This window comes from Variovorax sp. 160MFSha2.1 (assembly GCF_048305075.1).
Taxonomy (GTDB): domain Bacteria; phylum Pseudomonadota; class Gammaproteobacteria; order Burkholderiales; family Burkholderiaceae_C; genus Variovorax; species Variovorax guangxiensis.
In genome coordinates, this window is record NZ_CP157625.1 from 310,619 (window position 1) to 329,757 (window position 19,139).

Genomic DNA, 19,139 nt, shown 5'->3' on the forward strand with positions numbered 1-19,139 from the left:
TCTGATCAGGTCGCCATCAAACGGTTTCGATGATGGCGCTCGGGAAATGGCTGGCCCTGCGTGTGCTGGCGGTGCCGTCTCCGCAGACCGATGTTGACCGAATTGATGCGCCCCGATTCCTGCCGTTGTAGCCACGATGATCGCGACGAGGAGTGAGTTTGGTTTCCGCATGGATCGGCCCTGCAGCACTAGTAGGTGACGGTGGAAAGAGACCTCGTGGAGCCGATGTCCGAGGCGGACTGCTCCCGGATGCGCTGTTTGCGCATGAGCTCTTCCGATTGAGCGACCTGATAGAGGCTCTGCAGCTTCGTCTGCTCATTGGTGAGCATGCTTTGTTCGGCCTGGATCCGCGCCTGAAGATCCTGGATGGCCTTGGGGTCCTGCGCGGTGGCGATGCGGTTGATCAGTTGCTGCAATGCCGAGAAGCGCTGGCTGGTGTTTTGATACGCGCTTTGGGTCATCCCGTTGAGCAGGGCTGCGGACTGTCGACCTTGCTCGACGATTTGGCGCAGTTCGGGGCTGAGCGCGTTCATCTGCGTTCCGGAGAGGACGCTGTTCGCTCTCATGATCGACTGCACGTGGTTCGCCAGCCCGGCATAGCCGGTCGTCGAGCCGTTGAGTGTGCTCATCAGCTCGCCGTAGCTGGGCGGCAGGTAGTTGCGCGCGAGCTCCGGGATCGGCAGCAACTGCTCCATGCCTCGTGTGCCCGTCATGGCGCCGTAGGTCTGGGCCAGTTGATCCTTTGAAGCCTTCAGCTGGTCGTAGTGTTTCTGCATGGAGGAGATCTGCTGCTGCCAGTACATGATCTGCTGCATCAGGTTGGCGACGGCCGTGACGTCGATCACCGGGATGCCGGCTTTCGCCCCCGGAGATGCCATGAATGCTGTTGCGGCAAAAAGAAGAGCAAGGAGAAGACGCCTACGCATGGGAGACCTCCCGGGGCGGGGTTGAACTTGCAGGGTTGCCGGCCAGGGCCGCACGGAAAGGAGGCAGCCATCGATCGGGATGAGGGCCGTGCCTTTCGATGAGCTCGCGCATGAGACGGACGTTGCCGGTGCGTCCGGAGATGACGTGCAAGGCTTCGTCGAAGCCTCGCAGATCGAGCTGTGCGACCACGCTCGCATGGTTCTGCTTGATCAGGAACTGGCGTGAGCCGGGCTCGAGCTCCTGCTTGATGAGCGCGAACTCGCGGTCCGTCAGGTTGAAACCACGGGTGTATTCGTCGTAGTCGGCATCCGGGTTGGGAAACAGGATCTTGGTCGGCGTCTGCTCGACAATGGTCCGGGCGATGCTGGACCCGAGCACGTGGCTGGTGCTCTGGGTGAAGGTGGCGATGTTCGCGTTCTTCTTGCGCCAGGTCTCCAGCCCGTTCTTGGCGAACTGCGCGAAGGCCGGGTCGCTGAGGAGCTTGGCGAACTCGTCCATCCAGCACACCAGGGGACGACCGTCCACCATGTGATGGACCAGATGGAAGAGGTACATGGTCAGTGGTGCCCGGACTGTCTCGTTGTCGAGGAAATCGGTCACGTCGAAGCCGATCAGGGCGTGACGAGCCAGCAGGGACGCCACTTCGTCGCGGTCGTTGTCGAAGACCCAGGCGTAGTCCCCGCGCTCCGAGGCACACCACTTGCGAAGGCGCGCGTGCACGCCTTCCGGGTCCGTGATGTCGAGGAAGGCCGCGAGCCGGGACAGCCGTCTGAAGGGCCTGGCAAGCTCGAGAGTCCCGCGCAGGGCCTGCTCGAGGTCGTCCTCCTGGCGCACCGTCAGGAGATCGTGCGGTGAGCGCATGACAAGGCGCCTGAGCCAGTGCCGCATGAACTCGAGGTTGTCGGGGACGGTGTCGTCCAGCTGAAGCGGATTGCAGCCGGTGGGCGCACCGTTCTTCAGCGGCAGATACTGGCCGCCGAGCGCCCGCACGAGGATATGCAGTCCCTCGTCCTTGTCGAAGATGATCTGGGTGGCATCGAGGCGGTTGCAGATGGCGACCATGCAAAAGCCCAGCAGGGTGGTTCGGCCGGAGCCGACCGGCCCCAGGGCCGTGATGTGCCCGACGTCCCGCCGGCTGCCGCCTTCCGGACTGCGCGGATCGCTGGTGTGCAGCGAGAAATAGTAGGGAGAGCCGGCCCTGGTCATGAACATGGTCAGCGCGTCGCCCCAGTAGTTGCCTGTCGCGCGGCCGGTGGGGAAATTGTGGAAGGGCGACATGGCCGCGAAGTTGCGGCTGGTGATGGGAGCCTTGCGGCTGCGGTAGGTGAAATTTCCCGGCAATTGGGCCCAGAAGGCCGCCTCCAGCGCCAGGTCCTCCCTGGCCACCACCATGCCGGTGTCGCCGAGCAGGTAACGGGCCCGCGCCACGCTGTCGTTGAGCTGCTTCAGCCTGTGGGTCGGTGCTGATTCGCCGAGGGTGTCGTCGCTGTCGGACAGCACATGAAGGCTGAAATGGTGGTCGCCCACCACGAACCGGTTGCTCATCAGGTCGTCGAGTGCATCCTCGAGTTCTTCGGCCTGCGAGACCGCCAAATCCCCCGCGGCCGCCATGCGGTGGTGCTGCCGGCTCATCATGTCGGTGGCGGTGCCCTTGGCGAGGAAGGTGAAACTCTGGGTCAGGACGAACGGGAAAGGGGCTGTCAGCAGGGCGCTCAACATCCCGGGCGCGGTGGGCGTCGGATATTCCTTGATTCCCAGGAAAGCGCCGATGCGGGTGCGCGTATCCATGCGGTACTCCATGGCCTCGTTGCCGAAGAAGGGGCGGGTGGTGGCCAGGACTTCATTCAGTGCGGTGCGAGGCAAGGGCATGCGCCGCCACTCCCCGTTGACCAACAGGCCGTGGAACTCAAGCAGTGAGGAAAAAAGCGCGTCCTTCTCCGGCAACCGGTAGATGCCCAGTACCTCGGGGTCATAGCGCTCCAGGGCTGCAAGCAATTCCTGGCGCAGCTTGCCGCAGGCATCGAGGGCATCGTCCAGTTCCATTCGTGCGCCTGCCGGATCCGTGCGCCTGAGAACGCGCAGCGCAGCGCTGCCGATGTGCGTGGGTTGCGGCCGGAAGACCAGCGACAGGTACAGCTCGTTGACCATGAGCCGCTCGCGGGCCATCTTCTGGCGGTAGCGCTGTTCCACCTCGCGGGCGAAACCGGGCACCGTCCGGCCCTGCGGGCAGGTCATCTCGCGGCGCCGGATCACGTGGGTCCACAGCGCCAGGTTGGGGGAGGCGATGTTGCGCAGCAGGACATTGAGCCGTTCGTGCCAGTTGTTGATGTCCTCGTCGTCCGCGCTCTCGAAGGAGGCGCCGGCCAGCCGCAAGGTCTGGACATAGTCGCCTGCACTTGCCCGGGCCACATGCTCGTCCACATGGGCCACGAGCGGGATCATGGCTGCCGCTCGGAGCTCGCGGCGCAGGGTCTTCTCGGATCGGGAGAGCAGTGGCATGGCGTACACCCCGGACTGGACGCCTAGACGACGACGTCGGCACAGCTTGAGCGCCGGCGGCCGCGGTGGTCCGGAAGATCCACGCCCAGCGGGCTGTAGGAGCTGGCACGCCAGAACCGCAGGTTGCCAACCAGCAGCGCCCGCAGGCGCGTGCGCCCCCACAGGTGCAGCAGATCGAAGAACCTGGGCTCGTACAGGCACACCAGGTAGAGCATCCCGTGGATCGGCACGAAGGCCAGGAGCCAGGCAAGATTCGTTGTCACGATGAAGGATTCGGTCGTGACGACGATGTTGAACATCATGGCCGCGTAGGTCACACCGCAGACCATCGGGGGCCGGGTCATCCCCACGAACAGCGGATCGGCGACGATGCCTTGGCTGCGGCTCATGGTCGATCTCCTCAGACCCCGAACAGGCCCCGGATCCAGGACACGATCTGCGGCCCCCCGAAAACCAGCACGGTGCCGATCACCACGGCGACCATCCACCACCAGCTCAGGCGTCCGAACCAGGCCATCGCCCCGGAAACCATCACGGCGACCGCTGCCAGCGGCGTCAGGATCGCCACCAGTTGCTGCTGCGTGGCGTTCGCGCCGGTGGCGAAGGGGCTGCCTCCGAAGGCGATCGCAGGGAGACTCGCTGCGAGCACCACAACCAGCAGCAGCGCGGCGCGGCCGGGACGGCGATCCCTTGCATGCAAGGGGCTTGGATGTTCCGGCGCGGCGATGCTCCCGGAGCAGGTGAGGGGTTTCGCCCTGTGGATCAGGTAGGCGGTCATGGGGTTGCTCCGGCGGATGGGAGGGGAAGAGCAGGAGCGACTCGGGCGTCCTGCTCCGGCGCGGCGGCCTCAGCGGGCATCACAGGGCGCTTGCTGCCGTGGTCGTTGCCGTAGACATCCCACCAGGGGCGTGGTGCTTCGGTCCAGCCCGCGATCGCGCGATGCCTGCCTGGGGCGACGATGGGTTTCGTCGGCAACGCACGCCCGGCATCGCGGAGTGCCGAGGCTGTCTCTCGCTGGAGGGCTGCGATGTCACCGAGCAGACGGGCATGCTGTTCGTCGGCCTCGCGGACGGCCTGCATGTCGGACAAGGCCAGGCGCTCTGCCCTGCGGCGGGCGAGGCTTTCAAGCTGCTCCTCGGATTTCTTCAGCTCCTGGCGAAGAATGTCGATGCGTTCCTGGTCGCGAGTTTCCTGTCCGGCCGCAGCGATCGCTTGCGCCGAGGCGGGGCGGGACTGCGCGGACAGGTCGCTTGCGAAGGCAACCTGTCCCACGAAGGCGCTCAGCAAGAGGCAGGCGGCTCGTCCGCCTTCCAGTGTCATGCCGATGCGGTGAGCATTCCTTGCGTGCATGGCCGCACTGTCTACCCGTGACTGCGCGCGTGTCCACTGACTCTTTTATCAGTGGCGGTGCAGCGAGTCCGGGCGCTAGATTCGCGCGATCGACCCCAGCGCGGGCACGAGTCGCGAGGAACAAGCCATGGGCCATGTGGTCGTCTTCGGCAATCAGAAGGGCGGTGTCGGCAAGTCGACACTGGCCGTTCTGTACGCATACTGGCTGGCCGAGATCCGTCGTCAATCCGTGTGCCTGATCGATCTCGATGCGCAGGGCAACAGCTCGAAGTCGCTAAGCCGGTTCGCAACCGGCACCGGGGCGATCGCTTTGTTCGGGGAGGCAGAGACCTCGGTCGAGATGCCCAGCGGGCAAGCCATCGCGATCGCGACGATGGCAGGCTGCAAGCAACTGGCCGATGTCGAACTCGCGAGGCCGGAGGTGGTGATTCCCGCATTCCGCAGGCAAGTGATCTGCTTGGCGCGGGACTTCGACACGGTCGTGATCGACACACCGCCGGCGCTCGGTTTGCGCATGAGCGCGGCACTGATCGCCGCGACAGCCGCAGTCTGTCCGATCGAGCTGGAGGAATACAGCATCGACGGTGTCACTGACATGCTCAAGACGATCTTCGGCGTCAGGCAGCGCTACAACCCGCGGCTGCGGCTGGCTGGCATCGTGCTGAACCGGTTCAACCCGCATTCGCTGCGGCAGAAATCTGCGATGCAGGAGCTGGCCTTGAACTTCCGCGAATTCGTCATTCCTGCTCGTATCTCGATTCGGTCGGCGATTCCGGAATCGCTGGCCGAGGGGCTCCCGGTGTGGCAGTTGCCGAAGAGCGCAGCCCGCGCGGCGAGCACCGAGGTGATGCAGGCGTTCGAGTTGCTGCAGCAGCGCGTCGAGGGGGATGGCGAAGTCGTACGGGCAGGGACGGGAGGTGAATGTGGGCGGTAGCCTGGATCTGAGTGCGCTGTGCCAGTTCAGGGCAACCGACCTGCTGGCGCAGGCGGCTGCCGTCCATACCGCGGCGGGCGCGCCGCTGCACGTGATGCTGGACAGCATCGAGTTCGATCCTGCCCAACCGCGTCGTGCCATGCGGGATGAGGGGCTTGCGGAGCTCGCCGAGTCGATTCGACTGCACGGCGTGCTGGAGCCGGTGTCTCTTCGATCGCATCCGGGGCAGGCGAACTGCTACATCGTCAATCGAGGGGAGCGCAGGGTGCGTGCCGCACGCCGGGCCGGTCTGAGCGTCATTCCTGCTTTCTTGGACGAGCGCGTCGATCCATTCGCCCAGGCATCCGAGAACCTGCATCGCGAGGACATGTCGCCGTTCGATCTGTCCACTTTCATCATGGAGCGGGAGAGGGAAGGGCATTCGCGCGCAGAGATCGCACGCCGGCTGGGCAAGCCGCGCTCTTTCATCACCGAGGTTGCAAAGCTCTGCGAGGCACCGCAGGACCTGCGCCGAGCGGTGCAGGAAGGACGTATCGGTGGGGATGTGCGGTTGCTGTATCGGCTGGTAGGGGTCGCGCGCGACCGGCCGGAGGCGGTTCAAGCACTTCTGGCGGAAGGTGAGCCGATCAGTCGGGCCGTCCTTGAAGCGATGGCTGCTGGGCTTCCGCCTCCAGCGCCAAGAAGTTCCCCTGGGTCGACGACAGCGTCGGTGGACATGCGCGCGCCAACCAAGGTGGTCAGCGGTGGCCACACGGTCTTGGTGGTGGAGCACGATGGGCGACGCGGAGCCCTGCGCCTCAAGGCCCAAGATGGCAACGTTGGCGAGGTTCGCTTCGGTGATGGCCAGCACAGCCTGGTTCCCCTGGCGAATCTGCGGCCGGTGTGCTGGGCGACGGAGGAATAGCGACGCGGCCGTCCTGTCTCGCTGCTGCCGGCTACGAGGACGGTAGGGCGCTCGTTGTTGTCGAAACGGCGTGAAGGCGCCGGTATTCACGGGGCGTCATTTTCAGGCCGCGCACAAAGGCTCTGCGCATCACTTCCTGGGACCCATAGCCGCATTGCGCGGCAACGGCCTTCAGAGGGCGTGTGCTCGTTTCGATCAGTCGGCAGGCCGAATCGAGACGGATCTGCTGGACGCCGCATCCCGGCGTGAGCCCAGTCGCGCGCACATAAAAGCGCGCGAATGAGCGCGTGGACATGTGGATCTGCTTGGCCAGCCGCTGAATGCTGAGGTCCTCGCGCAGATGCATCGCGATCCACCGATGCAGTGCGATGAGCCGGGCGTCGTCCGAGGGTTGCTCGATCAATGGACTGCGATAGCGCTTCGCGCCGTAGCGTTGGCTGCGCGGATAGGGCAGGTTCGAAGCGAGCGTGTTCGCGAAGGCTTCTCCCCAGTCTTCTGCGAGCCATGACAGGGCCAGGTCTAGCCCCTGACCCGGCTCGATGCTCGGCCACCCGTGTGTGGCGATGCGCTCGGCGAAAGAAGCCGCCCTTTCGCGCACCTGCAATGAAGCCCGCACCACAGGGGCCCTTTGCCGCGGCGCAACGCCAATATCCGGCCCGGGTGGCGATGGGGATCCGGTTTCCAGGACGGCACAACGCACCAGGTGCCCTCGGCTGCTCATGAGCCAGGCATTCAGGCCCAACGCATTCGCTGCCTCGCTGGTAGCCGGCAAGAGCTCCGGCCTGCGGGTCACGACGAGCGTGTTCGCGCGACCCACGAGCTGGGGCGGCAAGGCATTCGTGGACAGCGGCACGCCACTGGAGCTGAGGACGGGACCTCCCGAGACGGAGGCCAGATGCACCTCGTAAGCGCTTTCGCGGTCTTCACGTTCGTGCGCGGCATTGGCCGCTTCGAAGACCGCCAGCATGCTGCTGACGTCGACGAGAGGGAATCCGGGCAGCAGCAGGAGCCATACCTTGTGCATTGCGTGAGACCATTGTTTTCATGTTGGGAACAGAGTCGCAGTTCGAACCATCTTCCTGAACCCACGCTGAACCTCATCGCCTGGTGAAGTCAGAGTCCGCCAGATTGGCAGAAATGGTGGTCATTTGCCGCCTCAGGAGCTCGCGGCGCTTCTAGACTGTCTGCCCGTCACCCTCACGGCCCGTGGGAGAGCACCCATGCGCCAATGGTCGAACTGGGGGTGACGGCGAGGTGGGAAGAGCATCTGATGAACGACTGGACACAAGAGGTACTTGGTCATTTGCTTGAAGCAAGCGAGCCGTCCCAAGTGCTCGAGCAGGTCAGCGCGGCGGCAAGACACCTCGGCTTCGAGCAATGTGCCTACGGATTGCGCACCTTCCTGCCATTCACCCGACCCAAGACCCGGATGCTCAGCACCTACGACGCGCGCTGGAACCACCGGTATCTGGAAGCGGGCTATCTGCAGATCGATCCCACGATCGCCCATGGGGTGCGCAGCGCGGCACCCGTGATCTGGAGCGATCAGGTTTTCCGCAGAACGCCGCAGATGTGGGACGAGGCCCGCTCCTTCGGTCTTTGCATCGGTTGGGCACAGTCCGTCTTTGAACCCGACGCGCGCATCGGCATGCTGTCGCTGGCGCGTTCGAGCGAGCCGCTCACGGCCGCCGAGATGCGTGCCAAGGACCCCTGGCTTCAATGGCTGGTGAACACCGCTCACCATGCGCTCATGGATCATCTGGGTGGCAGTCCCCTCGCTGGAATCGAGCCGCTCACAAGGCGGCAGCTGGAGGTGTTGCGCTGGACGGCCGACGGCAAGACGAGCGCGGAGATTGCCGTCATCCTGGGCATGTCGAAGTCGACGGTCAACTATCACCTGCGCAACGCCATCGCCAGGCTGCACGCCAACAACAAGAACTCGGCCGTGGCGCTCTCCGCGCGCCTCGGGCTCTTGAACTGAGCGAAGGTCATTGACCGGGACGTGGGATGGCGCCTCTGGTATGGGGCTGCCTAGCTCGAGGAAATCCGGTGCGGGCGCCACGCGCCATCCACGTCGATGAAGCAGGCGAACAGGTACTGGCCCTCCACCAGCATCGGCGTCGCCATCCGGTGCACGTACAGGCCAGCCCGGCGAAGGATGCGCTCGATGCCCATGGGCGAGACACTGACCAGTCGCTGTCCGCCCTCGCCGGCAACCACCTGCATCGCCACGCCCAGCATGTCCAGCGCAAGCGAAGGCTCGCCGGGAACCTCGTTGCCTCCGAAATGTGTGCCGTCGACCACTGCGAATCGCGACAGCTCCCATATCTGGGGCGAGCAGGGTGCCGGGATGTCGCCAAGCAACTGGGGGAAAACGGTGGCCAGCAGGTAGGGCCGATGCGTGGGAAGCAGGCGGCTGGTCCCGACGATCTCACCTTTCGGATTGCGCGCGATCAGGTAGATGGTGTCCTTCCGATCGAACTCGTCCAGTTCGAACCGCGCACGCGTATGCAGCTGCCAGCCCAGCTTCTCGACGAAGACCTGGTGTCGGTAGCGCGCCATGTCGAACAAAAGCCCGGCGGAGAATGAATCGACGGTTCCTGCGATGAACTCCATGGCATGTTTCCTCTCGACGAACGAGGCCGGATTACAGCTTGATGAGAAGCGCGAGGACACTGACAGAGTTGACAGGGGCGGCGACGGGTATTCGCCCCTTCGAGGTGTCCGAGCATCTTGCACACGACGCAAGCCAATCGGACGAATCGCAGGCAGCAGCTGGGCTGACCATCTCAAGAGCTGTTGGCGAAATGACGCCGTGCGCAATGGTTGATCTAGGGAGCGGTCCCGGGAAGACTCTTTCCTTTCTCTCGAGCTTGGCCGTGCCTCCTTTCAGCTTCTGTCTCGTCAGTCATCGGCGACGCCCTGGTCGCGTGGCAGATTCCGCCGCGCGCACGGCGGTGGCGGCACCGCGCGCTTCGGCAAGGGGCTGAGCACGTGGCGCACAAGCAAATCGCATCCCCGTTTCCTTCGGTCCGACGGCTCAGGCTCCCCGCATCGGTCACAGCGCCGCGCGCGCCAGCGACGCCGGTGCGAAGTCTCTGCGCTTCGCGCATCGGAGCACAGATCAAGGCGCTTCGCATCGCGTCCGGTGTGTCGGGCGGGCAACTCGCGCAGCACACCGGCCTCTCGGCCTCCATGCTGTCGCGCGTCGAACGTGGCCTGGTCTCCCCCTCGGTGGAGACACTGGAGCGCATCGCCAGCGGACTGGGGGTGGCTGTCTCCCGCTTTTTTTCCGAGAGTTCCGGCAGGGCCGACTTCAGCCACGTGCCGGCCGGCCAGGGCTTGCGCGTGGACTGCGCCGGCGCGATGGAAGGCTACGGCTACGAGTTGCTCGGGCGGCTGCAGTCCCGAGAGCTAGCCGTCGAGCCCTATCTGATGCACCTGGCGCAAGGCGCACGGCCCGATACATCGTCGCAGCACCCAGGGCTCACGTTCCTCTACGTGCTCTCGGGGCGATTGAGCTATCGCTATGGCACGAAGGTGGTGGAGGTCGGACCGGGGGATTCGCTGCTTTTCGAGGCTGGTGCACCGCACGGGGTTGACGGCGTCGCCGAAAGCCCGGTCGTCTGCCTGAGCGCTGTCTTCTCGTTGCGCGATTGAGCGCAGCGGACTGGCCGGCCACTGGCGTCGACCGCGCGCGCGTGGTGGCCTCCATGCGGCGCCCGGTTGATCATGTGCTCATGATCGACGCGTCGACCGGATGGTGAAGGCCCCTGCCGCGATGATCAGGATGAGCCCGAGTGCTGCAGAGGGGGCCGGCACGTCTGCCCAGATCACGTAGCCCAGTAGCAAGGCCCAGACGATGAAGCTGTAGCGAAAGGGCGTCACAACGGACAGATCAACATCGCGGCAGGCGGCGACCAGTGCGTAGCTGCCGAGCGTTGCGCAGCTGGCGGCGGCGGCCAGGGCGGTGATCTCATGCCGTGCAAGCGCCTTCCAGTGCTCGGTGAGGCCCAGGAACACACCGGCCAGGCACGCGGCGAGCGTCGCCGCGGCGGTGATGACCACCGAGGGGATCGCACCCGGGATTCGACGCGTCACCAGGTCGCGCGCGGCCAGCGAGGCGGCACACAGCACGGCGCACGCGTGGCCGCTGCCTGCGACATCGGGCCTCGCGGATGGCTGGATCACCAGCAGGACCCCCACGAAGCCAACGGCGGCTGCCACAAGCCGGCTGCTCTGCCACGGCTCCCAATGCAAAGCCATGGCAGTGACCGCAATCATGAGCGGCGCAGTCATCATGAGCGTGCTGACCGTGGCAAGAGGCGCCAGCGACAGGGCAAGCACGGAGGTGAGCGCGGTCGCGATCTCGAGCCCGCAGCGCGCCCCGACGAGTGGGCACAACGCTGTCCGCCAACGGGTGCGCGCTCCCCAAGCAAGGGCCACGGCGAAGAGGCTGGCGAAGAAGCCGCGCACGGCGAGAACCTGGCCAGGAGGCAGCTGCTGCGCAGACAGTTTGACGAAAACGTCGTTGAGCACATAGCAGCCCATTGCCACCAGCATGAGGGCGATCCCTCGGCGGTTGGCAGGTGCGCTAGCCATTGCAGGCAGAGGACGGGGGCGACGGCGGGTCTTGCATGGGCGCCGTCTGTGCCGTCGTTCCCGGCCTCGGCCCGAGCGGTGCCCCGCAGCGCTTGAGCACGTCCCAGAGGGACTGTGCCTTCAGGACGATCTCCTCGACCTCGGCATCCGGGTCGGACATCGCAACGATGGCACCCCCGGCGCCGATGGAAATCCGGCCGTTGGCAGCCACGAGGGTACGGATCACGATGTTGAGCTGGGCTGCGCCGTTGAGCGACAGATAGCCGATGCTGCCCGAGTAGATGCCGCGCGCCGCGCCCTCGAGTTCATCCAGGATCTTCATCGTGCGCACCTTGGGGGCACCGGTCATCGAACCTCCCGGGAAGGTTGCGCGCACGCAGTCCACGGCCCCGAGGTCCGGACGCAGCCGGCCGCGGATGGTGCTGACCAGTTGGTGCACCGTTGCGTAGGTTTCCACCGCGAACAGGCTGGGCACGTGGACGCTGTCGATCTCGCACACCCGGTTGAGGTCGTTTCGCAGCAGGTCGACGATCATGAGGTTCTCCGCGCGCGTCTTTTCGTCGGCGGCCATCGCCTCGGCGATCTCCAGGTCTTCGTCCGATGTGGCTCCGCGTGCTGCGGTGCCCTTGATGGGCTTGGATTCCACGGACCGATCGGCCGATACATGCAGGAAGAGCTCGGGGGAGGCGCACAGCACGGCATGCCCTCCCATGCGCAGGTAGGCTGCATAAGGGGCGGGGTTGTGCTTGCGCAGAGCCCGGTAGACATGGAAGAGATCGATGCGCCCCTCGCCGACCAGTTGGTTCGTGAGACAGACCTCGTAGGTCTCGCCCTGCAGGATCTCGTGCTGGCAACGAAGAATGAGATCGCGGTAGGCGCTCAGGTCCATGCGCCATTGCAGCGATTGCAGATCGCGGGCCGCATCCGCGCTTGCGCCGCCGTTCGGGGGTTGGGGGCTTTCGATGCATTCGCGCATGGCTTGCATCCAACGTCGGTTCTTGTCGCCCAGGACCGCGTCGTCCAGAGAGGCGATCCAGACCTGCTGCTCGGCATGGTCGAAGGCAAGGAAGCGGTCGGCGAGGATCCACATCGCGTCCGGCGTGTCGGCGTCGTGCATCAGCGCGCCATCCAGCTCCCGCTTGAGCTCGTAGCCGAAATACCCCACGAAGCCGCCGGCGAATTCGAAAGGCAGCCGCGGCCCGGCGGGTTGCTGGCCGGGAATGTGGTCGCGCAGGTAGTCGAAGATGCTTTCTGCGCGTACCTGGCCGATGTCGCCGCGGCGTACCAGCAGCTCGCGCGGCGCCGTGCGGTAGGTCAGTTCCAGGGCGCGAGGACCACTCGCATCACCCATGAAGGAAAAACGTGCCCTCCCGACTTCGGCAAGGCTGCTGTCCAACCAGAAAGCGCTGTCGCTGCGGGCGAACGCGGCCGCGAAGACGGTTTCGGCATCGACCGCAGTGTCCAGGCATTCTGCGTGGAGTGTGAGCGCCTGTGGCCCCTCGAGCCGCAGCGACGGTCCGAGGCGATCCTGGGCCTCGCGCCACGACGCTTGCGCATGCCATTTCTGCGTCAATTCCCTGAAATTGCGCAGCAGCCTTGCGCCGAACTCCGTGCAGATCGACTCCGGGTGGAACTGCACGCCCCACCAGGGGCGCGAGACATGGCGTAGCGCCATCAGGGTTCCGTCAGACGTCCAGGCGAGCGGCTCCAGGGAGGCTGGCAGTTGCGTGACCGCGAGCGAGTGGTAGCGCACGGCCTCGAAGCGGTCGGGGATGCCGAGAAAAAGGTCGCGCTGGGTGTGCGAGATGCGGTCCAGGCGTCCGTGCATGGGCCGTACGGCCAGATCGACGAGAGCTCCGCAATGGTGGGCGATGGCCTGGTGGCCCAGGCAGACGCCGAGGACGGGCTTGCGGGAGCGCCGCAGCGCATCCGCCGATATGCCCAGATCTGCGGGGCGCTGCGGACGCCCGGGGCCTGGCGAGATCACGATGTTGTCGAACGGCATGCGCTCGACCTCGTCCCAACTCATTTCATCGTTACGGACGACGACGGGCGGCTCGGCGTTGCAGGCGGCCAGGTACTGATACAGGTTGTAGGTGAACGAGTCGTGGTTGTCGATCAAGAGGGTGCGCATGGGGACTCCTGGACGCGTGGCCGCACTTGCATCGTTGACGAACCGGAGGTGGATAGCCACTGCGCAATGTGTCAGTTGCCTCAGAGAAGACCATGTGCGAAGTACGCGCTCAGGAAAGGGGTGACCGCGACAGCGCAGAACCACGAATCTCGCGGCTGCGGTGCCTGGAGGCACACGAGGGGCGGTCCATTCGCCGGGCGTTCCGGGAAGCGCGCCCGCCATCGTGCTCACCTCGCCGGTGAGCCTGATCGCGTCCAGGGCCGCCGACCAGCTTCGAGAGCCAGTCCAGTCCCTTCGACAGGGCCGGCGGACTGCCCACCGCGCGAAGCTCGGCGAATGCAGCCGTCTGGGTTCCTATAAGTTCGGACCTCCTTGCCGCTGTTCAGGGATGCCGGCACTCGTAGCTGGACGCCTGTGCACGGTCACCGCCGATGTAGTGCGGGTAGCCGGGATAGCGGCACATGGGGCGCGAGGCTTGCATCGCAAACGGCGGAAGGGGCGCCTTCACGACCTGCACCAGCGCATTCGGGGGTGCGTCGCCGGCGCTCACCCACCGGTCCAACGGACCCAGCAGGTCCACCATGGTCGGTAGCGCCGGCCCGCCCGCGACCGCGCGGGAGTTGCCGGAATGCGTCGACCCGGGCGAGACGTAAAGCCGCACAGACCGTTCGGTTGCCGCGGCGCCCATGCGCGCCACGAGGGCATCGTGATACTGGATGCCCATGAGCGCACTCTGCGCGCGATCTCCCGCATTCTCTCGAAGGATCAGCTTGCCGCCGCGAGCGAAGAAAGCCGAGAGGTCCGGGTTCGTGGAGTCCATCAGCGCCGAGGTCGCCTGCACCCGCTCGCGGAAGTCCTCGGGGCGGTAGTGGCGCACGTCGTAGTTCTTGTCGCGCGCGATCCCATAACGGATCCAACTGCTCCCATAGATCCACTGCGTGGAGTTGCGTGCGGCGTCCGGAGGCACCGCGGGGGCCGCGGAGCCGGTCACCCAGCGCACCATGCTGACGGCGGAGGGGCCATCGAGGCTGTCCTCGTGGCCGTAGAGCCATTGGGGATAGGTCGTGAGGCCGTTGGCGATGGTGAAGGGAAATACGTAGGGGGAGTGGACGGCTCGCATCAGGCGCAGCTCGGCGTCGGACAGGCAGTGCGTGCCCGCATCGTTGCCGTCAGGGCAGCGCAGGGGCTGCAAGTCCACCCGGGCTTGGCAGCCCATGTAGTTGTTCACGACGCCGTCCGCCAGCCCGTCCAGCGCATCGCAAGCCTCGGAGGTGGCCTTGGCGATGAGCGCCACCTTCCCGGCCTGCAGCCAGTCCTTCTGTTGCGGGACCTGGTTTCGAACGAAGGCGTGGAAAAGGCCGGTCCAGTTGATCACGGGAACGACGCTGACGATGCCGTCGTAGTCGGCCGGAAACCGCTGTGCCATGGTCAGCCCTTCACGCCCCCCTTCGGAGCCACCGAAGTAGTACATGCGCTGCGGTGCACGCGCGTAGTACGCGCCCATGACGTCCACGGCCACATCCTTTACCTTCTTGTACGAGGCGAAGGCGAAGTTCTCAAGCATCTCGTCGTTCATTGCAAAGGCGCCGGGCTCGCCAGCGGGGAATGCCGAGGATTGGTGGCCGGAGTCTTGGCCGAAGGTCGCATAGCCTCGCGCGATCGGGAGAGCGTCGTCCGGCGCCGCATCTCGCAGAGGCGTCAAGCCCGTGATCAGCACGCCATTGAAGCCTCCGCCCCCGTACTGGACGGCCTTGCCGTTCCAAGTCGTCGGCAGGTTCAATTGGAAATTGATCGCCTGGGCTGCGGGGTCGCGCGATGCAATCGTTCCGCTGACCTTGCAGAACTGCGGAAGCGCAGGCGTGAACGCGCCGCCGCCAACGGTCGCGGCCGAGGCTGGAACAAGAACAGCCGACGTGATCAAGGCCTTGCCGCTGGGCAAAGCCATCGCGCCCGGTGCGACGGCATGGCGGGCAAGGTCGGCGCAGGAGCCTGCGAGCTTGTCGGCGGTCGGGGCCGAGCCACACGCCGACAGGGTCAACGCAAGCAGTGCGAAGCCGGCACGCAAGAGTGCCCGGATATTGAGCTGATTCATGGTGTCTCCAGATTCCTTGAATTCAACCAGCTGTCGTGGTCGCAGCACCAATGTACACAGACATGCGGTGGTCCACATTGACCAGGCGTGTTCGCAAGGCTGCCGTGTGGGCGGCCCGGAACGCCATTTGAACGCGGCACCGGGCCTGCCAGGCATGGCTCGACGCGTTCGAAATCAATGCTATGCAGATAAGTATTCTTATCACGATAGCTTCTTCGATTGGCTAAACTGGCGAGCATGGAAATGACCACAGCATGTGGAGGCGGCGCAGAAAGCGGTGAGTTCCCGACCCCGTCGCAGTTGGCTGCGCTGCGTGCGTGGTATGCCGGCCTGTCGGCTCGGGTTGCGGTGGCCCAATACCTCGGGCAGAGCAGGGCGACGGGCCAGTCGTCCCGCGCTATCCTGGGAGGAATCCGGCGCCAACTGGCGCAGTACGCGCGGCGGCGGCACCGGGACGACCTGGCCTCGTTGATCACTCATCCTGCAGCGGAGCGGGAGGTGCGTGCTCGGGCGGTGCGAGACGCGATCGAAAAGCTGCGGCAGTTGCCGGTGCCCGTACCGATGGTGACCGATGCTGTCGATCGCTGGCTGCCGGTGCGCGCAGCGCGTGCTCTGCAAGGCTGCGGCATTCGGACGCTTGCGGATCTGACGGTCCGGGTGCCGCGCCGGCGCAGATGGTGGGCTGCCGTGCCCGGACTGGGGGCACGCAGCGCATGCCAGATCGAGGAGTTCTTTGCTGCGAACCCTGTCCTGACCGAGCGGGCGAGGGCGCTGGTGGTCATGCCCAGGACCGAGATTTCGCCTTGGGAGCACTTGGTTGTGCCGCAGGAGGTCGATGGCTCCAGAGGTGCCTTCAGGGCCCCACAGGCCACCTGCACACTGTCGGCGCAAGACGACTACCAGGCAGTCCAGGCCTGGCTTTCGCTGCAGGAATCCGCAGCCACGCAGCGAGCCTATCGAAAGGAGGCCGAGCGGCTCATGCTGTGGGCCATCCTCGAGCGTGGCAAGGCGCTGTCGTCATTGACGACGGAAGATGCCATCGCATACCGCGCCTTCTTGCGTCGACCATCTCCGCAGGATCGATGGGTCGGTCCGGTACGGCCACGCACCTCCTTCGAGTGGAGGCCCTTCCAGGGCGCGCTGGCGCCGCGTTCGATCGCATATGCACTGTCCGTGATCGGGGCGTTGTACCGCTGGCTGATCGAGCAGCGCTACGCGCTGGCCAATCCCTTCGCCGGCGTGAAGGTCAAGGGTGCGGGGCGCAGCGGTGCATTCGATGGATCCCGAGTGTTCACAGAACACGACTGGACACTGATCCGTACCACGGCCGACGGCATCGAATGGATCGGTGGTTGGAGCAGGGAGGGGGCCCAGCGACTGCGCTTCGTGCTGGATTTCTGGTACGCGACAGGCCTTCGACCCAGTGAAATGGCCGACGCTCGACTGGGCGACATCGAGCACGATGCTCAGGGCGATGTTTGGCTGAGAGTTGTGGGCAAAGGCCTCAAGTACGGCAGAGTCGCCTTGCCGCTGCTGGCCCGTGGTGCGCTTGACCAGTATTTGGCGCAGCGGGGTTTGCCGGTGTCCCCGGCGCACTGGAGCCCCAAGACCGCCCTGATACCTGGCTTGGCCGAGGACGAAACCGGTATCGGTGCATCGCGCCTGTGGTCCGTGATGCGCCGCTTTTTCCTTCACGCCGCACACGCGCTGGAAAAGGTGAACGCGTCCACTGCAGACAAGCTCAGACGCGCAACCCCACACTGGATGCGGCATACCCATGCAACCCATGCCTTGGCACGTGGCGCCGAACTGGTGACCGTGCGAGACAACTTGCGGCACGCCTCGGTAGCGACCACCTCGGTGTACCTGCATACGGACGAGGTCAAGAGGGCGCGGCAAATGGGAGAGGCTTTTCCGGCTCGCTCCTCCAGCGCGGCGTAGGTTACTGCTCGTTTAAGGGGCTAACCAGTTGCTTTATTTAACATAATATAAATTATATAAATTCCATGTGTGGGAGCAAAGTTGTAATGTCGCATTCCAGCAAAGTTCAAATGTCGCAAAGTCGGCTGCCCCGAGCTCGGAGGCATGGCCATGGCGACGCCTGCTGCGACGATCACTATGACGATGCGCGAAGTCGATCGCCTCAAAACCATCCAGGCGGTGGTCGGCCGGATGCTGCGGGTTGCCAAGCGGCGCAGCGGCTGGGGCTGAGCCGACGTCAGCTCGAGCGGCTGGTCCAGCGCTACAAGGACGAAGGCGCTTCCGGGCTGGTCTCGCGAAAGCGAGGCCGCCCCAGCAACCGTCAACTGGCACCTGGCCTGGCCCAAAGCGCGACTACGCTGATCAAGAGCGCTACGCTGACTTCGGGCCCACGCTGGCATGCGAGGAGCTGCGCGAGTGCCACGGCCTGCCGCTGGCCAAGGAGACCATCAGGTTGCTGATGATGGCCGCAGGTCTCTGGACTCCCCGCAAACAGCGGGCCACGACGATCCACCAGCCGCGCAACCGGCGTTCGTGTTACCCCGAAGGCGGTGTTCAGCGCGTGAATGTCCAGGTGGGCTTCGGCCAGCAGCTTCTTGAGCTTGTTGTTCTCCGCCTCCAGTTCACGCAGGCGCCTCGCATCGCTAATCAGCATTTGGCCAAGCCGTAACTCACCGCCGAGTGGCCGGTCGCTTAGTAAGTCCAAACCCGTTAGCGAGCTCGGGCCTGCTACTTCATCGACTGTGCCACGCGGCGGACGATGGCCGCGAACGCGGCGGTCGTCGGCGTCCGCACTTGGCCTTCGGGCCATAGCAGACCCGGCGTGCGTTGCAGCGATGGGCCCTCCAGCGGGATTGCGACCAAGCCGAGGTGATCTGCCAGAGCACTGCGCGAGACGATGGTCGCCATCGGCGCCTCCTGCACCAGCGCGAGCATCCCAGCAATGGACGACGTCTCCACCACGACGTGCGGCTGCGCACCGGCCGCACGAAGTGCCTCGTCGATCTGCATGCGGGTCGTGTACTTGCGCGCCGGCAAGGCCATGTCGCGTCCATGCAGTTCGATCATGCGAAGACGCCGGCGCCTGGCGAAAGGATGCTTCTGGTTGACTGCGACCACCAACTCTTCCGAATAGAGCGGCTCGAACAAGAGGCCTTCGAGTTCGAAGGGCCTGTACGCGAGGATCAGGTCCAGACGGCCTGCGAGCATGTCGGCGATCAGGTCGTCCGCGGTGTTCTCCTCGACCATCAGGCGCATCGATGGATGGGCGCGGGAGAACTGTGCGAGGCACTTCGGCACGAGTCCCATGTTCAGCGTCATGGTCGTGCCCAGCGAGAGCGTTCCCTCGAACGCCTTCTCGGGCGCACCGATCAGCGCGATGCCGACATCGATCTCGGCGAGCGCCTTCGCCGCCTGCGGCAGGAAGAGTTCGCCCGCGGCCGTGAGCGTGACACGACGCGCGCTGCGATCGAACAGCTGTTGGCCCAGCTCGCTCTCCAGTTGGCTGATCTGGTGCGACAGCGTCGACTGGGTGACGTGGAGTTGCACGGCAGCCTGCGTGAAACTGAGGCGTTCCGCCAGTGCAAGGAAGTAGCGTAGGTGTCGGAGTTCCATGCATTTCAACCTGCCGGTCGCACGAATCGATGCCATCGATGATAGCGACCGAAATTTGTCATTTGTCTTGCAGCCCGGTGCTCGCCTATCTTCGGCGCTCCAG

At 65.2% G+C, this 19,139-nt stretch carries 16 protein-coding genes and 2 pseudogenes; 6 read left to right on the plus strand and 12 right to left on the minus strand.

Features of this window, described 5'->3' with window-relative positions; all coding sequences use genetic code 11:
* Nucleotides 1-188 precede the first annotated feature (188 nt).
* Genes virB5 through ABL838_RS32975 form a run of 5 tightly spaced genes read right to left on the minus strand, consistent with a single transcriptional unit; the run spans nt 189 to nt 4,746 of the window.
* Nucleotides 189-926, minus strand: coding sequence for a P-type DNA transfer protein VirB5 (gene virB5 / locus ABL838_RS32955; protein ID WP_418125959.1), 738 nt, complete (start codon nt 924-926; stop codon nt 189-191).
* Nucleotides 919-3,426, minus strand: coding sequence for a VirB4 family type IV secretion/conjugal transfer ATPase (locus ABL838_RS32960; protein WP_418125960.1), 2,508 nt, complete (start codon nt 3,424-3,426; stop codon nt 919-921). The genes virB5 and ABL838_RS32960 overlap by 8 nt, the downstream gene beginning before the upstream one ends.
* Nucleotides 3,427-3,449: 23 nt before the next feature.
* Entirely contained in the window at nt 3,450-3,815 is a 366-nt protein-coding gene (locus ABL838_RS32965; RefSeq protein WP_418125961.1) for a type IV secretion system protein VirB3, read from the minus strand.
* Nucleotides 3,816-3,826: 11 nt separating this feature from the next.
* Nucleotides 3,827-4,204: a TrbC/VirB2 family protein gene (locus ABL838_RS32970; protein WP_418125962.1), complete on the minus strand. Its 378-nt coding sequence runs from the start codon at nt 4,202-4,204 to the stop codon at nt 3,827-3,829.
* Nucleotides 4,201-4,746 (minus strand): hypothetical protein, encoded by a 546-nt coding sequence (locus ABL838_RS32975; protein WP_418125963.1) that lies wholly within the window; start codon nt 4,744-4,746, stop codon nt 4,201-4,203. Before ABL838_RS32975 ends, ABL838_RS32970 begins: the two co-directional genes overlap by 4 nt.
* A gap of 157 nt (nt 4,747-4,903) precedes the next feature.
* Here ABL838_RS32975 and ABL838_RS32980 point away from each other — a divergent pair, with 157 nt between their 5' ends.
* Together ABL838_RS32980 and ABL838_RS32985 are read left to right on the plus strand one after the other, a co-directional pair.
* Nucleotides 4,904-5,710: a ParA family protein gene (locus ABL838_RS32980; RefSeq protein WP_418125965.1), complete on the plus strand. Its 807-nt coding sequence runs from the start codon at nt 4,904-4,906 to the stop codon at nt 5,708-5,710.
* Nucleotides 5,664-6,614 carry a ParB/RepB/Spo0J family partition protein gene (locus ABL838_RS32985; protein WP_418125967.1) on the plus strand — a complete coding sequence of 317 codons (951 nt, stop codon included), beginning with the start codon at nt 5,664-5,666 and terminating at the stop codon, nt 6,612-6,614. Before ABL838_RS32980 ends, ABL838_RS32985 begins: the two co-directional genes overlap by 47 nt.
* Before the next feature lie 31 nt (nt 6,615-6,645).
* Here ABL838_RS32985 and ABL838_RS32990 read toward each other — a convergent pair whose 3' ends face one another.
* The gene (locus tag ABL838_RS32990; RefSeq protein ID WP_418125968.1) at nt 6,646-7,638 is read right to left on the minus strand and encodes a GlxA family transcriptional regulator; all 993 of its coding nucleotides are present in this window, start codon (nt 7,636-7,638) and stop codon (nt 6,646-6,648) included.
* A gap of 246 nt (nt 7,639-7,884) precedes the next feature.
* On the opposite strand from ABL838_RS32990, the gene ABL838_RS32995 reads away from it, so the two are divergent.
* Nucleotides 7,885-8,595 carry an autoinducer binding domain-containing protein gene (locus tag ABL838_RS32995; RefSeq protein WP_184642318.1) on the plus strand — a complete coding sequence of 237 codons (711 nt, stop codon included), beginning with the start codon at nt 7,885-7,887 and terminating at the stop codon, nt 8,593-8,595.
* Nucleotides 8,596-8,645: 50 nt separating this feature from the next.
* Here the strand turns inward: ABL838_RS32995 and ABL838_RS33000 are convergent, their stop codons facing one another.
* The gene (locus ABL838_RS33000; protein ID WP_418125969.1) at nt 8,646-9,230 is read right to left on the minus strand and encodes an acyl-homoserine-lactone synthase; all 585 of its coding nucleotides are present in this window, start codon (nt 9,228-9,230) and stop codon (nt 8,646-8,648) included.
* 471 nt (nt 9,231-9,701) lie between these two features.
* Between ABL838_RS33000 and ABL838_RS33005 the strand changes: the two genes are divergently transcribed.
* The gene (locus tag ABL838_RS33005; protein WP_418126549.1) at nt 9,702-10,274 is read left to right on the plus strand and encodes a helix-turn-helix domain-containing protein; all 573 of its coding nucleotides are present in this window, start codon (nt 9,702-9,704) and stop codon (nt 10,272-10,274) included.
* A gap of 78 nt (nt 10,275-10,352) precedes the next feature.
* On the opposite strand, the gene ABL838_RS33010 is transcribed toward ABL838_RS33005, so the two are convergent.
* The 3 genes from ABL838_RS33010 to ABL838_RS33020 all read right to left on the minus strand — a co-directional run bounded on the left by ABL838_RS33010 (nt 10,353) and on the right by ABL838_RS33020 (nt 15,442).
* Nucleotides 10,353-11,177 (minus strand): DMT family transporter, encoded by an 825-nt coding sequence (locus ABL838_RS33010; protein ID WP_418125970.1) that lies wholly within the window; start codon nt 11,175-11,177, stop codon nt 10,353-10,355.
* A 31-nt stretch (nt 11,178-11,208) separates the two neighbouring features.
* Entirely contained in the window at nt 11,209-13,350 is a 2,142-nt protein-coding gene (gene pabB, locus ABL838_RS33015) for an aminodeoxychorismate synthase component I (protein ID WP_418125971.1), read from the minus strand.
* 382 nt (nt 13,351-13,732) lie between these two features.
* The gene (locus tag ABL838_RS33020) at nt 13,733-15,442 is read right to left on the minus strand and encodes a tannase/feruloyl esterase family alpha/beta hydrolase (protein ID WP_418125972.1); all 1,710 of its coding nucleotides are present in this window, start codon (nt 15,440-15,442) and stop codon (nt 13,733-13,735) included.
* Nucleotides 15,443-15,679: 237 nt separating this feature from the next.
* Between ABL838_RS33020 and ABL838_RS33025 the strand changes: the two genes are divergently transcribed.
* Together ABL838_RS33025 and ABL838_RS33030 are read left to right on the plus strand one after the other, a co-directional pair.
* Nucleotides 15,680-17,383, plus strand: a complete 1,704-nt coding sequence (locus ABL838_RS33025; protein ID WP_418125973.1) for a phage integrase family protein — start codon at nt 15,680-15,682, stop codon at nt 17,381-17,383.
* A 150-nt stretch (nt 17,384-17,533) separates the two neighbouring features.
* Nucleotides 17,534-17,969 (plus strand): annotated as a pseudogene (locus tag ABL838_RS33030) (helix-turn-helix domain-containing protein); the annotation flags it as partial.
* On the opposite strand, the pseudogene ABL838_RS33035 reads toward ABL838_RS33030, so the two are convergent.
* Both ABL838_RS33035 and ABL838_RS33040 read right to left on the minus strand, forming a co-directional pair.
* Nucleotides 17,961-18,077: pseudogene (locus tag ABL838_RS33035) on the minus strand (IS3 family transposase); the annotation flags it as partial. The pseudogenes ABL838_RS33030 and ABL838_RS33035 overlap by 9 nt on opposite strands.
* A 74-nt stretch (nt 18,078-18,151) precedes the next feature.
* Nucleotides 18,152-19,072 (minus strand): LysR substrate-binding domain-containing protein, encoded by a 921-nt coding sequence (locus ABL838_RS33040; protein WP_418125974.1) that lies wholly within the window; start codon nt 19,070-19,072, stop codon nt 18,152-18,154.
* Nucleotides 19,073-19,139 lie beyond the last annotated feature (67 nt).